This window comes from Streptomyces fumanus (assembly GCF_014655295.1).
Taxonomy (GTDB): Bacteria; Actinomycetota; Actinomycetes; order Streptomycetales; family Streptomycetaceae; genus Streptomyces; species Streptomyces fumanus.
This window is the reverse complement of sequence record NZ_BNBI01000021.1, coordinates 72,773-87,416: the sequence shown is the minus strand read 5'-3', so window position 1 is coordinate 87,416 and position 14,644 is coordinate 72,773. Positions and strand designations below refer to the sequence as shown.

The following is a 14,644-nucleotide window of genomic DNA, read 5'->3' as shown; positions in this document are numbered from 1 at the left end:
GGTGGCTGCCCGGATCAGGGGGTGAGGTCGCCGTGCTGCCCCGCGACGGTGCCGTGGTGTCCTTCGGCGGTGCCGTCGTGCCCCTCGGCCGTGCCGTCGACCAGCGCGTCCAGCAGTCCGCCGAGCACCGCGCGCTGCCCGGCCGTCAGCGGGGCCAGGATCTCCTCGGCGGCCGACCGGCGGACGCGGCGCAGTTCGCGCAGGGCGGTGTGGCCGTCGTCGGTCAGCTCGATCCGGATCACCCGGCGGTTGGCCGGATCGGGCACCCGGCGCACCTTCCCGGCCGCCTCCAGGCCGTCCACGAGCGTCGTCACCGCCCGGGGCACCACCTCCAGGCGCTCGGCCAGGTCGGCCATGCGCGGCGGGGACCCGTAGTGCGCCAGGGTGCGCAGCAGCCGGGACTGGGCCGGGGTGATGCCGAGCCCGCGCCGCTCCAGGTGCCGCTTCTGGATGCGGTGCACCCGGCGGGTGAGCCGCAGCAACTGATCGGCGAGGAGGCCGTCGGCGTCGGTGGCGGTCATGCGGGAACAATATCAGGACCACGTTCATTGTGAGTATAGGTAACAATGACCTACGATCCCCACACCCCGGTGGGCGGCGCCGCACCGACGGCCGTCCCCGCCGCCTCGACTCCCGTAGGAGCCCATGAAACCCGACCACGAATCGTCCTGGACCCCGCCCGCCGACGCCGCTGAGCAACCCCGGCAGGTGCGGCGCATCCTGCGTCTGTTCCGTCCCTACCGCGGCCGGCTCACCGTCGTCGGTCTGCTCGTCGGCGCCGCGTCACTGGTCTCGGTCGCCACGCCCTTCCTGCTGAAGGAGATCCTCGACGTCGCCATCCCCGAGGGCCGCACCGGGCTGCTCAGCCTGCTCGCCCTGGGCATGATCCTCGGCGCGGTGCTCACCAGCGTCTTCGGCGTCCTGCAGACCCTGATCTCCACGACCGTCGGCCAGCGCGTCATGCACGATCTGCGCACCGCCGTCTACGGGCGCCTGCAGCGCATGTCGCTGGCCTTCTTCACCCGCACCCGCACCGGCGAGGTGCAGTCCCGGATCGCCAATGACATCGGCGGTATGCAGGCCACCGTCACCTCCACCGCGACCTCGCTGGTCTCCAACGCCACCAGCGTGATCGCCACCATCGTCGCGATGCTCGCCCTCGACTGGCGGCTCACCGTCGTCTCGCTCCTGCTGCTGCCGGTCTTCGTCTGGATCAGCCGCCGGGTCGGCAATGAACGCAAGAAGATCACCACCGAGCGGCAGAAGCAGATGGCCGCGATGGCCGCCACGGTCACCGAGTCGCTCTCGGTCAGCGGCATCCTGCTGGGCCGCACCATGGGCCGCTCCGGCTCGCTCACCCGCTCCTTCGCCGACGAGTCCGAGCGCCTGGTCGACCTGGAGGTGCGGTCCAACATGGCGGGCCGCTGGCGGATGGCCGTCATCACCATCGTCATGGCCGCGCTGCCCGCCGTCATCTACTGGAGCGCGGGCCTGACCCTCCAGCTCGGCGGCCCCGGTGTCTCCATCGGCACGATCGTCGCCTTCGTCTCGCTCCAGCAGGGGCTGTTCCGGCCGGCCGTCAGCCTGCTGTCGACCGGTGTGCAGATCCAGACCTCGCTCGCCCTGTTCCAGCGCATCTTCGAGTACCTCGACCTGCCCGTCGACATCACCGAACGCGAAAACCCGGTGCGGCTCGACCGCATCAAGGGCGAGGTCCGCTTCGAGGGCGTGGAGTTCCGCTACGACGGCAAGGGCGGGCCGGTCCTGGACGGCATCGACATCACCGTCCCGGCGGGCGGCAGCCTCGCCGTCGTCGGCCCGACCGGCGCCGGCAAGTCCACCCTCGGCTATCTGGTGCCCCGGCTGTACGACGTGACCGGCGGCCGGGTCACCCTCGACGGGGTGGACGTACGCGACCTCGACTTCGACACCCTGGCCCGCGCGGTCGGCGTCGTCTCGCAGGAGACGTACCTCTTCCACGCCTCCGTCGCCGACAACCTGCGGTTCGCCAAGCCGGACGCCACCGACGCGGAGCTCGTCGCGGCGGCGAAGGCGGCGCAGATCCACGACCACATCGCGGCCTTGCCGGACGGCTACGACACGGTCGTCGGCGAACGCGGCCACCGGTTCTCCGGCGGCGAGAAGCAGCGCCTGGCCATCGCCCGGACGATCCTGCGCGACCCGCCCGTCCTCATCCTGGACGAGGCCACCAGCGCGCTGGACACCCGGACCGAGGCCGCGGTCCAGCAGGCCGTGGACGCGCTGATGGCCGACCGCACCACGATCACCATCGCGCACCGGCTGTCCACGGTCCGCGGCGCCGACCAGATCGTCGTCCTGGACTCCGGGAAGCTGGCCGAGCAGGGCACGCACGAGGAACTGCTGGAGCGGGACGGACGCTACGCGGCGCTGGTCCGCAGGGATGCCCGGCTGACGCCGACAAGATGAAAATATGCCCGGTGATGTCGGGTTTATGGTGATGTGGCGGTTACCGTGCCCCCATGCAGATGAACACTCCGCCACGCAGAGCCCGGGAAGACCGGACCACCGGGAGAGATCGGAGCGCCCGAAGTGCCGGAAGCCATCGCAGCACCCGGGGCCCGAGAGGCACGACGGACCCGAGGACGACGGATGCGGGGACATCGACGGACACGAGATCCACGGCGGACACGAGATCCACGGCGGGCCCCGGCTCCAAGGCGCGCACCCGCTTCACGGCGGGCACCCGCTTCACGGCGGGCACCCGCTCCACGGCGGGCACGAGGGCATCGACGGGCCTGTGGGCATCGACGGGCACGAGGTCCGCGACCGGCAGGAAGGCATCCACGGCCACGAGGTCCGCGACCGGCAGGAGGACATCGACCGGCAGGAGGACCACGGTCCGGCTGACACGCCGGGGCCGGATCGCGCTGATCGTGGCCGGAGCCGTCGTCGCCGGGACCGCCGTGGCGGTGCCGCTGCTCACGACGGGCGAGAAGACGGACGGCCGCCCGAAGACCCTGGTGATCCCCGAGGGCCGGCGCGCCGCCCAGGTGTACCGGGCCGTCGACAAGGCGCTCGCCCTGCCGCCCGGCACCACCCGCAAGTCCCTGGCCAAGGCCGACCTGAAGCTGCCGGAGGACGCGGAGGGGAACCCCGAGGGCTATCTCTTCCCCGCCACCTATCCGCTGGACGACGGGGCCACCCCCGAGAAGCTGCTGACGGCCATGGTCGACACGGCGAACCGCCGGTTCAACGGGGCCCCGGTCGCGGCCGGTGCCGAGCGTAACGCGATGAACGTCTACCAGGCGGTGACCATCGCGAGCCTCGTGCAGTCCGAGGCCGCCACCGAGGCCGACATGGGCAAGGTGGCCCGAGTGATCTTCAACCGGCTGGAGCGCGGCATGCCGCTCCAGTTGGACTCCACCCTCAACTACGCCCTGAACCGCTCCACCCTGGCCACCACCCGGGAGGACACCAAGATCGACAGCCCTTACAACTCGTACCAGCGGATGGGGCTGCCGCCCACGCCCATCGCCAACCCCGGTGAGGCCGCGATGCGTGCCGCGATCGACCCGACGCCGGGCGACTGGCTGTACTTCGTCACGGTCCGGCCGGGCGACACCCGCTTCACCGCCGACTACCGGGAGCACCAGCGCAATGTGGCCGAGTTCGAGGAGCACCGGCGCGATGCTCCGGCCGCGGCCGGATGACCCGCGGGGAGGTCACGCGGCGAGTCGCCGCGGCCCGGCGAGCAGCCGCCTGATGTCGCGTACGGCGGCGCGGCCGGCCCGGTTGGCGCCGACGGTGCTGGCGGAGGGCCCGTATCCGACGAGGTGGATCCGCGGATCGGCGGCCACCCGGGTGCCCTCCAGCCGGATGCCGCCGCCCGGCCCGCGCAGCTTCAGCGGTGCCAGATGGTCGAGGGCGGGCCGGAAACCGGTCGCCCACAGGATGACGTCGGCGGCCACCCGCCGCCCGTCCGCCCAGGCCACCCCGTTGGGCGTGATCCGGTCGAACATGGGCTGCCGGTCGAGCACCCCGGTCGCCAGGCCCTCCCGGATCGCGTCGTTCAGCGGCAGCCCGGTCACCGACACCACACTTCTCGGCGGCAGGCCCCGCCGCACCCGTTCCTCGACCAGCGCGACGGCCGCCCGGCCCGCGTCCTCGTCGAACGGCCCCTCCCGGAAGACCGGCGGACGCCGGGTCACCCAGGTGGTGGCGGCCGCGTACGGGGCGATCTCCAGCAGGTGCTGGGTGCCCGAGGCACCGCCGCCGACCACGACCACCCGCTGCCCGGCGAACTCCTCGGGCCCGGCGTACCCCGCCGTGTGCACCTGGCGGCCGCGGAACGTCTCCTGCCCCGGGTAGCGCGGCCAGAACGGCCGGTCCCAGGTGCCGGTCGCGTTGATCAGCGCCCGCGTGGACCAGGTCCCGGCCGTGGTCTCGACGAGCAGCCTCTCCGCCGGGCCCTCGCGCACCGCACGGACCCCGACGGGCCGCCGTACCCGCAGGTCGAAGGCGCGCTCGTACGCGGCGAAGTACTCGGAGACCACCTCGGAGGACGGCCGGGCGGGGTCGGCGCCGGTCAGTTCCATGCCGGGCAGCGAGTGCATCCCGTGCACCTTGCCGTACGTCAGCGACGGCCAGCGGAACTGCCAGGCCCCGCCCGGACCGGGGGAGCGGTCCAGCACCACGACGTCACGCCCCGGCTGGAACCCGGTGCGCCGCAGGTGGTACGCGGCGGACAGTCCCGCCTGGCCCGCGCCGATGACGACGACCTCGACCTCACCCGTGTCGTTCACGTTCGCACCAACAGCCGGGGCGGCGGGGATCTTCCCGGCCGCCCGGGTGCGTCAGGATGGAGGTATGTCAGATGCCTTCACCACCCGGGTCCTCGACCTCACCACCGGCTCCTCGGAGCGGGTCGTGGACATCACCGACGACTGCGCGTCCTTCCTGCGGGAGGCGGCGGCCGGCCGCGACGGTCTCCTCAACGTCTTCGTCCCGCACGCCACGGCCGGGATCGCCGTCATCGAGACCGGCGCGGGCAGCGACGACGACCTGCTGTCCGCGCTGCACACCCTGCTGCCCGCCGACGACCGCTGGCAGCACCGCCACGGCAGCCCCGGCCACGGCCGCGACCACGTCCTCCCCGCCCTCGTCCCCCCGCACGCCACCCTGCCGGTCGTGGGCGGCCGCCTCGAACTGGGCACCTGGCAGTCGGTGTGCCTGGTCGACACGAACGTCTCGAACCACGAACGCAAGGTGCGGCTGTCGTTCCTCGGATAGCGCCGGGTCCGGGGCCGCTCGTGAGTGCGTCGGCACCGGGACGGGCGATCCGGGTGTGCCTCACTCCGGTTCGTTCTCCAGTTGGGAGAGCTGGGCTTCCAGGCCGGTGAGACCGGCCTTCCCGGCGCCGACGCGCAGGCGGGAGAGTCCGGGGGGCTCCAGGCGCAGTTGGCGGGCCAGCCGGGCGACGAGTTCTTCCGCTTCCCGGCGGGTGACCTGGCGCCGGGCGCCCAGGCGCTGGTTGAGGCGGTCCAGCAGGGCGTGCTTGCGGGGCGTCTCCGCCCGGCACCACACACGGAAGAAGCGGGTGCCCGTCACCTGGTAGGTGCCGATGCGGGACTCGCGGAGCCCGTTCTCGCCGAAGGCGGCGGGAGGCAGCGAGACCGACCAGGTGCCGTCGTCGTCCCGCTCCGGGGCGACGGTGTGCAGGTCCCGGTCGCGGAGCCACTTCCGGGCGGCCCGCAGGACGCGTTCGTCGCCGTCCTCGCCGGTCTCCTCGTTGTCCAGGGCGTTGATCAGTTCCGGAGCCCGGGCGCAGACCTCGCTCAGCTCCGGATCGTGGGCGGTCCCCGCTCTGGCCTGGCCGTAGACCAGCACCCGGTCCCGGCCGCGTACCAGGTAGACCGGCAGGAAGACCCGTTCCTCACCGAGGCTCTCCAGCGCGTCCAGCGCGACGGGCACGTTGAACCTGGCGCGGTCCTTGCGCCGCGTGAGCCGGTCCAGGGCCGAGCGGTCGAAGCCGGAGGCCGAGAGGATCGGTGTGAAGCGCGGATAGCCGCCGCCGCGCAGTACGCGGTCCAGGGCGTCGGCGGAGAGCAGGGTCACGACCTCTTCGTCGTAGTGGTCCCGGTGGAGCGGGGTGCTGCTCAGGGCCTCGAAGTACAGCTTGCGGCGGTCCTGGTGGGTGATCACATAGCGGATGTCGTCGTCCACCGAGCGCTGCCCCAGCGGCGTCAGGGAGAGCCGGCCCCCGGACTCCCGCACATGGCCGATCGCGGTCAGGAAGCGGACGGCCTGCGCGACCAGGGCACGGTCCAGGGCGAAGAACGCCGCGAGTTCGTCGACGGTGTGCAGGGCGCCGTGGCGCAGGCCGCGCTCCAGGAACCGGTCGATGAGGGAGAAGTCCTCGCCTTCGGTGATGTCGGCGCGGATCTCCACCTGCCACACCGGGAGCAGCAGGGCGTGCAGCCGGGTGGGCACCATGCCCTGACCGAAGGCGGCGTCCTCCAGGACGCGTTCCGGGGGGAAGGGCATGAGACGGGTGTCGGTCTTCATGGCCGGCCGCTCCGCGGGGTTCGGGGGACCACGTGGTCCGGGTCCGGGGCGGTGTGGTCGAGCGCACGCGTGATGGCGTGGACGTCCCGCAGATCACCGCGGTCGAGCAGGTGCCGGTGCAGCTCCTCGGCGAGGGTGCGGAAGCCGGGGTCGTCCGCGTTGAGCAGGGTGCTCAGGTCGCCCACCAGCACCAACTGGGTCTTGGCGCGGGTGACGGCGACATTGACGCGGCGCAGTTCCCTGAGGAATCCGACGCGTCCTTCGGGGTTGCTGCGGGTGAAGCCGTAGAGGACGACATCGCGCTCCCCGCCCTGGTAGGAGTCGACGCTGCCGACGGAGGCGTTCGCGAGTTCGGAGTCGCCGATCAGCGCGGTGAGGTGGCGGACGACCTCCGTGCGCTGCGCGAGATAGGGGACGATCACCACCCACTCGGAACCCCGCTGGTGGTAGAAGGCGGCGAGCCGGGCGAGCAGACGTGCCTCGCAGGTGTTGAAGGGCCCCTTGCGGCCCCGGCCCTCGGTGTCCCGTCCCCGCGACTCGCGACGGGTGCGGGCGGGCAGGACCGAGGTGTCGACGAAGGCCATCGGGCTGGTGAACAAGGGGTCGGTGTGCCGGTGGTCCTTCTCGGTGAGCAGTTCCCCCCCGGTAGAAGCTGACCGAGACGAAGTCGGCGATCTCCGCCGGCATACGGCGCTGCCGGGTCAGTTGGACGACGTGCGAGGCGGGCAGTCCGGCACGCAACTGCTCCAGGGCGCTCTGCGAGGTCAGTCTCAGCAGGCCGGGGTCGCCGGTCTCCCGGGCCCGGTCGGCGACCGCGGTGTCCAGGAAGGGCGGCAGTTGCCGGTCGTCGCCGACCAGGACGCCCCGGCGGACCCGGGTCAGGGGCACCAGCGCGTCCGCGACGCCGATCTGACCGGCCTCGTCGATGATCCCCAGGTCGAACGGGACGCCCGACAGCTCCGGGCGGGACGCGGCTCCGATGCAGGTGGCGCCGACGACGTGGGCGTACCGGACGAGTTCGGGCACCAGTTGGCCCGGGTCCTCGCCCACGGCGGTCCGCCACTCCTGGGTGAGTGCGTGACGCGCCGAGACGATGGGCAGCCACGCCTCCAACTGGGCACGCAGGGTGTGCAGTGCGGCGGCCGCCTCGGCCGGATCGCGTGGCGGGGCGGGCGCGGAGACGTCCGGTACGACCGTGCTCAGCGCCTGGACGGCCACACCGGCGGCCTCGTAGGCGGACTGGAGGTTCTTGCCCAGCAGGTGCTCCGCGGCCTGATGGGCGGCCCGGGCCGAGGCGACGGCGGGGTCCTCGCGTGCCGCGCGGTCGGCCTCGGCCGTCTCCGCCTCGATCTGCCGGCGCAGTTCCCGGCCGAGCACCTCCAGCCGCTGGATCTCGGGCCGCAGGCCGGTGAGCTCTTCGTCGGCGCGGCGGGCCCGGGCGCGGTGCAGCCAGCCGGTCAGCGGTCGGTCGGAGCGCTGCCGCAGGGACCGCACCTTCTCCTGCAGCCGTGCGGCCCGGTCGGCCAGCGCGCTTCGGGCCGATTCGCGCTCGTCGTCCTGGTGCCGGAGCGCTTCCCGTCGTGCGCGGGCCGGTGCGGTGGCGGCCTGGACCGCGTGGTGCAGGCGCGCGGCCGTGTCCCGTACGTCCCGGGCGGAGCCGTCGACCTGGTCGAGCCGCGAGGAGAGCTCCGCCGTCCAGAGCGCGGCGGCCTCCGCCTCGCGGTAAGCCCGTAGCCGGTGGGCCATGGTGTGCCGGATGCCCTCCGACAGGTTCTCCGACTGCTCCTCCAGCAGCAGCGGTTTCACATCGGCGTGGACCTTGCTGTCGTCCCCGACGCGGATCACCACGAGGTCCCTCGGCAGCCGGGCGAGCACATTGTCCACCGCCCGGTTGGTGTGGGAGGTCACGAGCACCCTGCCGCCGCCGGTACCGGTGGTGGTCGCGGCGGTGTGGGCGATCTCGGTGATGGTCCGGGTCTTGCCCGTGCCGGGCGGGCCGAGCACCACCAGCAGGTCCTCGGTGGTCAACGCCTTGCGGAAGGCGTCCGTCTGCTCCGGGTCGAGACGCTCACGGGGCCGCGCGCCGGTCGGCGGAATGCCGCGTACCCGGTGGTCGACCATGGCCCGCAGCAGGTGCGGGTTCTCGGTGTCTCCGGTCCGCAGGCTCGCCACGGCCTGCCGCTGCTTGCTGAACACCACGGTGCTCGGGACGAGTTCCAGCGCTCCGCGCTCCGGCAGCCGGTCCCAGGACACGGGCTGGTCGAAGCGGACGGTGACGGAGCCTTCCGCGGCGCGGTGCACCCGGCCCCGGGTCTCCAGGTCCCCCTGGACCCGCACGAAGGCGCCGGCCGGCGGCAGGGCCGGGCCGAGCAGCCGGAACTCGTACATCGACTGCGGGGTGGTGCTGTTGCGCCTGCCACCGGTGCTCCGCACCCGCTGGTAGGGAAAGGGGGCGGTCTCGCGCTCCTCCCGGACGGAGTGCTCCTCGGTCATGTCGATCAGCCGGTCCACCGTGCCGAGCCACTGCGCCTGGGCGTCGCTGACGGCGGCGGCGTCCGGTTGCGGCGCCCGGGTCCGGCCGAGGCGCTGCCATGCCTCCGCGAGGGTCTCCCACTGGGCGTCCGAGCCGTCGGGCACCGCCCGCAGTTCGAACACCATCCGCCAGGAGGGCGGGCGCACCAGCAGACAGGATCGGGCGAGACGCGCGTGGTCGGCGAGACGCAGCGGGTCGATGTGCTTGATGAAGTAGCCGGTGCCCCGGTTCGTCGCCTCCAGCCGCAGCCGGTACGCGCGCGTGTGCACCAGCAGGGACGGTCTGTGCCGGCTGTGGCCCAGGTCGAGGCTGGCGGCGACGCCGTCCGGGAGCTGATTCAGGTCGTCGACGATTCCCGGGACCTCGGTCGGGAGCCCGGCGCTGGACCGGGACTTGGAACGGAGCTGTTCGTCCAGTTTCAGTCCCGGGACGAGCACCAGCGGAGCACGCAGAACGACGGTGGCGGCGGACATCGGCGCTCCTCAGCGCGGGGACGGCGGGACGGCGGCCAGCTCGCGGGCGGCGGACAGCAGGGCGAGGCGGAGGGTACGCATCCGCGGGCGCTCGCCCGGTCGCTGCCGCAGGGCACCGGTGACCAGGCGGACCAGGCCGGCCGGTGCGGAGGCCGGGAAGGCGGAGGGCGGCAGTCCGAAGGCGCCGGGAGCGGGTTCCCGGCCGGTCAGCGCGTGGTGCAGCAACGCGCCCAGTTGGTAGACGTCGGTGGCGGGACCGGGACGGTCGGCGGAACCGTACCGTTGCTCGGGCGCCTGGCAGGGACCGGCGTACTCACCGGGCCGCGGCGGTACGGCGGCGAGTCCGAGGTCGCGCAGCACCGTCCGCGGCTGGTCCATGACGAGGGCGGTCGGCCGCAGCGCCCGGTGCGAGAGGTTCTCCTCGGCCAACCGTTCGAGGAACGCGGCCACTTGGGCGATCCCCTTCACGACCGACCAAAGCCGCAGGGGGTCCGCCGGCGCGGGCGGCTCCGGCAGCAGCTCGTGCAGGGTCTTCGCGGGGGAGCCGAGCCGGCGGTCGGCGGGCCAGGCCAGGGCGAGCGTGGCGGTGTTCCCGTCACGGACGAGCTGTACGACGCCGGGGCCGCGGAGCGTCCGGCACAGCCTGGCCTCCTGGTCGAGGGCGGCGAGCGGGCCGGGGCGGCTCGGTCCGGCGGCGGGCCGTAACCACTCGACCTGGCGCAGCCAGACGTACGCGCCCCGGGAGCCGTGGTCGGCCGCACGGGCCACCGCCTGCCGCCGGACCACGTCACCGTCCCGCCACTCCTGGAGGAGGTCTCCGGGACCCTGGTACAGCAGGTACTCCCGCTCTGCGACCCGCACGACGGGCCGGGTCTCCCAGGTTTCGGCCGCCGGGTCGCGGCCGGGTCCGGACACCAGGACGACCGCGGGGCCGCTGGTCCGCGGGCGCGCCGGCCGCTCGGAAGGGCGCAGGTCGCGCAGTACCCGCAGCGCGAAGGCCGCGGCGTGCCGCGCCGCCCTTTCCTGCGAACCCGCGGCGTCGGACGCGGCCTTGCCGGGGCCGGCGTGGTCGCTGATGCCGCGGATCGATAGTATCCGCACCCCGGGGCGCATCCTCGCCGCGTGAGCGACGCCGTGGCTCTCCATGTCGACGGCCGCGGCGTCGTTGTAGTGGCTGCGGATGCGGCGGACCGTGCCGGAGTTCCGGGCGCCGACCAGCACGTCGCCCGAGGCGATCGGTTCGAAGTGCACCCGCGGGAGTGCGGCGGGGCGGGCCTCCGGGCCGAGGAACGCCCACGGGTCCTTGCGGCGGGCGGAGAGCACGAGCTGCCCCAGGGCGTGCGGCGGTTCCCAGACATCGGGCCGGGCCTGGAACCCGTCGGTGCTCTCGCGGCCCCCGTGATAGCCGTACACCTTGCTGGCGACGACGACGTCACCGAGACCGATGCCGTCCTTGAGCGCGCCGGCGACACCGACGAAGAACACGGCATCGGCGTCGAAGTGCTCGATCGCGGACTGTGCGACCAGCGCCGCCCGGGTGTTGGTGGGGCCCGTCTCGGCCAGGGCCACTTCCCAGCCGAGGCCGGGTATCCGGCCGACGTCCAGCAGGGTGCCCTGCGGCAGCTCGACCTCCCCGACCCCCGTCAGATGACGGTGCACCGCCTCGTACTCGACCCCCAGCGCGGTCAGCACCACCACGGTGGGCCGCCGTCCTCTCGCTCGCCCCAACGGACCCCCCACGTAGCCGGGTCGCGCGATCCGACCCTCGACTCCTGCCGGTGCTCCGGCTCCGGCTCGACGGCACGGAACGGAGCGGAAGGATGGACCATCCTAGCCCGGCGCCCACCGAGCGGACGCGGTCACCGGCGGTCCGGGAGGCCCCGCCGGGGCACCGCCCGCGTCACCGGCCTCGTCGAGGCCGTCCTCAGCGGTTCCTCCGCACCAGTCGCCCGAGCAGCGGCCAGGTCAGGAGCAGGGCGATCACCGCGTACACCGTGATCGAGAACGGCGTGTCGACCAGGCCCGTGACGCTGCCGTCGCTGATCTGCAGGGCACGGCGCAACTGCTGTTCGGCGGCGGGGCCGAGGATGACGCCGATCACGGCGGGCAGCACCGGCAGCCCGTAGCGCCGCATCCCGAACCCGACCAGGCCGATTACCAGCAGGATCACCAGGTCGACCACCTCGCCGCCGACGGCGTACGCGCCGACCGCCGCGAAGAACAGGATGCCCGCGTACAGGTACGGGCGGGGGATGCGCAGCAGCCTCGCCCACAGCGGGGCCAGCGGCAGGTTCAGCGCCAGCAGCAGCACCATGCCGACGAAGAGGGAGGCGATCAGGCCCCACACCAGGTCCGGTTCCCTCTCGAACAGCAGCGGGCCGGGCTGGATGCCGTACTGCTGGAACGCGGCCAGCATGACCGCCGCGACCGCCGTCGTCGGCAGCCCCAGGGTCAGCATCGACACCAGTGTCCCCGCCGCCGACGCGGACGCCGCCGACTCCGGCCCGGCGACGCCCTCGATGGCGCCCTTGCCCCACTCCCGCGGATGCTTCGACAGCCGCTTCTCCATGACGTACGACAGGAAGGTCGGGATCTCCGCGCCGCCCGCCGGGATCGCGCCGAACGGGAAGCCGATGAACGGGCCGCGCAGCCACGCCTTCCAGGTGCGGCGGACGTCCTCGCGGCCGAGCCAGGGGCGGCCCACCGGGATCGGCTCGGCCGCCCCGCGCCGCAGGTGGGCCGCCACCCACAGCGCCTCGCCGATCGCGAACAGACCGACGGCCACGATCACCACGTCGACGCCGTCGGCGAGCTGGAGGAAACCGAAGGTCAGCCGCTGCTGGCCGGTCATCTGGTCCAGGCCCACCAGGCCGATGGCCAGCCCGATCAGCAGGGAGGCCAGGCCACGGACCCGGGAGGAGCCCAGCACGGAGGTCACGGCGATGAACGCCAGCACCATCAGCGCGAAGTAGTCCGGCGCGCCGATGTCCACCGCCAGGTCGGCGACGGCCGGCGCGAGCGCCACCAGCAGGATCGTGCCGATCAGGCCGCCCGCGAAGTGGCCGATGGCGGCGGCGGCCAGCGCCTGCGCGCCCCGGCCCGCCTTGGCCATCGGGTTGCCCTCCATCGCCGCGACCACGGCCGCGCTCTCGCCGGGCGTGTTCAGCAGGATGGAGGTCGTCGAACCGCCGAACATCGCGCCGTAGTAGATGCCCGCGAACATGATGAACGCGGCCACCGGGTCCAGCCCGTACGTCACCGGCAGCAGCAGCGCGACGGCCATCGCCGGGCCGATGCCGGGCAGCACGCCGATCGCCGTGCCGAGCAGCACACCGAGGGCGGCCCACAGCAGGTTCAGCGGGGTCAGGGCGGTACCGAAGCCGTGCAGCAGGGAGTCGAGGGCGTTCATGTCACAGCACTCCCATCAGCGGGCCGCCGGGCAGCGGGACCCCGAGCAACTGGTCGAAGACGCCGTAGGTGACCAGGGACAGCACCGCGGCGATCAGCGGATCGCGGTCCAAGCGGCGGCTGCCCAGCGCGAACGCGGCGCCCCAGAACAGCAGCGCGCCCGCGACCGGGAAACCGGCCGGCTCGATCAGGACGGCCGCGCCGAGGAAGATCCCGGCGAGCAGCGTCACGGTCCGCCAGTCGGCGGGTTCGGTCAGGTCCACGTCCTCACCGCCCTCGGCCCGGCCCCGGCCGCCGCGCAGCACGTCCACGGCGAGCAGTACGGCGATCACCAGCAGCCCGCCGCCCACCGCGAGCGGCACGGTCCGCGGGCCGACCGGACCGCGCTGGGTGAGATCCACGTCCATGGTGAGCGCGTCGGTCAGGACCAGCACCCCGAGCGCCAGCAGCAGCCCGCACACGCCGAGTTCGGAGTGGTCGCGCAGCCACGACCGCCGCCCGGCGGAGGGCTCTTGCGTACGGAGACTCACAGCCCCAGCTCCTTCAGCACCGACACCACACGCTGGTCCTGGGCGTCCAGGAACGCGCCGAACCGCTCCCCGGTGAGGAAGGCGTCGTCCCAGCCGTTCCGCTCCAGCGACTTCTGCCACTCGGGCGAGTCGTGCAACTCCTCCACCAGCCGGACCAGCTTGTCCCGCTCGGTGTCGGACAGGCCGGGCGGGGCGACGATCCCGCGCCAGTTGGTGAACTCCACGTCGTACCCGGACTCCTTCAGCGTCGGCGCGTCCAGCCCCGCGACCCGCTGCGGGCCGGTGACCGCGAGCAGCCGCAGCTCGCCCGCCCTGATCTGGTCCAGGTACTCGCCGACCCCGGAGACCCCGAAGGCGACCTTGTTGCCCAGGATCGAGGCCAGCAGCTCGCCGCCGCCGTCGAACGGCACGTAGTTGACCCGCTTCGGCGCGATGCCCGCCGCCCGCGCCATCAGCATCGGCGCGAGGTGGTCGGGCCCGCCGGGCGACGACCCGCCGCCCACCGGCAGCCCGCCCGGGTCCTTCCGCCAGGCCCCGACCAGGTCCCCGATCGTCCGGTACGGGGAGTCCTTGGCGACCACCACGACATCCTGCTCCTCGGTGAGCCGGGCGATCGGCGTGGTGTCGGCGAGCGTCCGGGGCGCGTGGTTGGAGCGGACGGCGCCCACCACACCGAGGCCCATCGACATCGCCAGCCTGCCGTTGCCGTGCTCGCCGACCAGCCGGCTCAGACCGACGGTGCCGCCGGCGCCGGGCAGGTTGAACACCTCGATGCTGTGGGTGAGCCCGGCGTCCTCGGCGTCCTTGGCCGCCGTACGGGCGGTGATGTCGTAGCCGCCGCCGGGGGTGTTGGGGACCATGAGGCGCAGGCCCGGGATCTGGGTGCCGGTGCCGGTGCCGCCGCCGGTGTCCAGCAGCGGCGGTCCCACCAGCACGAGCACGGCGGCCCCCAGCAGGGCGAGGGGGGTGCGCAGACGCACGGATGCCACCACCTGTCGTCGAGTCGGGCGTGATGTGGCCCACATGGTGCCCGCGCCGCGGCGGTCTGTCCCCCTTGCGTCGGCAACGGAGGTTGTGGTCATTGCGGTCGGGTCCGCGCACCGCTCTGGCGCTCCCCGGGCTCGTCTACGAACGTCACGGCGGTGAGACCCAGG

Annotated in this window: 11 protein-coding genes and 1 pseudogene; 3 read left to right on the top strand and 9 right to left on the bottom strand. The window is 73.3% G+C overall.

From position 1 onward, the window contains the following. Window positions 1-14 precede the first annotated feature (14 nt). Window positions 15-521 carry a MarR family winged helix-turn-helix transcriptional regulator gene (locus IE316_RS33260; RefSeq protein ID WP_190208283.1) on the bottom strand — a complete coding sequence of 169 codons (507 nt, stop codon included), beginning with the start codon at window positions 519-521 and terminating at the stop codon, window positions 15-17. A 124-nt stretch (window positions 522-645) separates the two neighbouring features. Between IE316_RS33260 and IE316_RS33255 the strand changes: the two genes are divergently transcribed. Together IE316_RS33255 and mltG are read left to right on the top strand one after the other, a co-directional pair. Next, window positions 646-2,448, top strand: a complete 1,803-nt coding sequence (locus IE316_RS33255) for an ABC transporter ATP-binding protein (RefSeq protein WP_190208282.1) — start codon at window positions 646-648, stop codon at window positions 2,446-2,448. 467 nt (window positions 2,449-2,915) lie between these two features. Then, window positions 2,916-3,692, top strand: a complete 777-nt coding sequence (gene mltG, locus IE316_RS33250) for an endolytic transglycosylase MltG (RefSeq protein ID WP_373311385.1) — start codon at window positions 2,916-2,918, stop codon at window positions 3,690-3,692. A 12-nt stretch (window positions 3,693-3,704) separates the two neighbouring features. Here the strand turns inward: mltG and IE316_RS33245 are convergent, their stop codons facing one another. After that, entirely contained in the window at window positions 3,705-4,784 is a 1,080-nt protein-coding gene (locus IE316_RS33245) for an FAD-dependent oxidoreductase (RefSeq protein ID WP_190208281.1), read from the bottom strand. Between the two features lie 64 nt (window positions 4,785-4,848). Between IE316_RS33245 and IE316_RS33240 the strand changes: the two genes are divergently transcribed. Then, on the top strand, window positions 4,849-5,271 hold the full coding sequence (locus IE316_RS33240; protein WP_190208280.1) for a secondary thiamine-phosphate synthase enzyme YjbQ: 423 nt from the start codon (window positions 4,849-4,851) through the stop codon (window positions 5,269-5,271). Window positions 5,272-5,331: 60 nt separating this feature from the next. Here the strand turns inward: IE316_RS33240 and IE316_RS33235 are convergent, their stop codons facing one another. The 7 genes and pseudogenes from IE316_RS33235 to IE316_RS33210 all read right to left on the bottom strand — a co-directional run bounded on the left by IE316_RS33235 (window position 5,332) and on the right by IE316_RS33210 (window position 14,470). Further along, window positions 5,332-6,546, bottom strand: a complete 1,215-nt coding sequence (locus IE316_RS33235; protein WP_190208279.1) for a hypothetical protein — start codon at window positions 6,544-6,546, stop codon at window positions 5,332-5,334. Then, window positions 6,543-7,130, bottom strand: coding sequence for a C-terminal helicase domain-containing protein (locus tag IE316_RS36340; RefSeq protein WP_351057197.1), 588 nt, complete (start codon window positions 7,128-7,130; stop codon window positions 6,543-6,545). The genes IE316_RS33235 and IE316_RS36340 overlap by 4 nt, the downstream gene beginning before the upstream one ends. 250 nt (window positions 7,131-7,380) lie before the next feature. Then, a pseudogene (locus IE316_RS36335) lies at window positions 7,381-8,667 on the bottom strand (AAA domain-containing protein); the annotation flags it as partial. An 894-nt stretch (window positions 8,668-9,561) separates the two neighbouring features. Continuing rightward, window positions 9,562-11,250, bottom strand: coding sequence for a phosphorylase family protein (locus tag IE316_RS33225; RefSeq protein ID WP_190208277.1), 1,689 nt, complete (start codon window positions 11,248-11,250; stop codon window positions 9,562-9,564). A gap of 226 nt (window positions 11,251-11,476) precedes the next feature. Continuing rightward, complete coding sequence (locus IE316_RS33220) at window positions 11,477-12,961, bottom strand: tripartite tricarboxylate transporter permease (RefSeq protein WP_190208276.1); 1,485 nt, start codon at window positions 12,959-12,961, stop codon at window positions 11,477-11,479. Window position 12,962: 1 nt separating this feature from the next. Next, window positions 12,963-13,490 carry a tripartite tricarboxylate transporter TctB family protein gene (locus IE316_RS33215; protein WP_190208275.1) on the bottom strand — a complete coding sequence of 176 codons (528 nt, stop codon included), beginning with the start codon at window positions 13,488-13,490 and terminating at the stop codon, window positions 12,963-12,965. Next, window positions 13,487-14,470, bottom strand: a complete 984-nt coding sequence (locus IE316_RS33210; RefSeq protein WP_190208274.1) for a Bug family tripartite tricarboxylate transporter substrate binding protein — start codon at window positions 14,468-14,470, stop codon at window positions 13,487-13,489. The genes IE316_RS33215 and IE316_RS33210 overlap by 4 nt, the downstream gene beginning before the upstream one ends. Window positions 14,471-14,644 lie beyond the last annotated feature (174 nt).

Coding starts and splice junctions, on each gene's coding strand:
- IE316_RS33255 (WP_190208282.1), top strand. CDS start 646: ATGAAACCCGACCACGAATCGTCCTGGACCCCGCCCGCCGACGCCGCT.
- IE316_RS33240 (WP_190208280.1), top strand. CDS start 4,849: ATGTCAGATGCCTTCACCACCCGGGTCCTCGACCTCACCACCGGCTCC.
- IE316_RS33235 (WP_190208279.1), bottom strand. CDS start 6,546: ATGAAGACCGACACCCGTCTCATGCCCTTCCCCCCGGAACGCGTCCTG.
- IE316_RS36340 (WP_351057197.1), bottom strand. CDS start 7,130: ATGGCCTTCGTCGACACCTCGGTCCTGCCCGCCCGCACCCGTCGCGAG.
- IE316_RS33220 (WP_190208276.1), bottom strand. CDS start 12,961: ATGAACGCCCTCGACTCCCTGCTGCACGGCTTCGGTACCGCCCTGACC.
- IE316_RS33260 (WP_190208283.1), bottom strand. CDS start 521: ATGACCGCCACCGACGCCGACGGCCTCCTCGCCGATCAGTTGCTGCGG.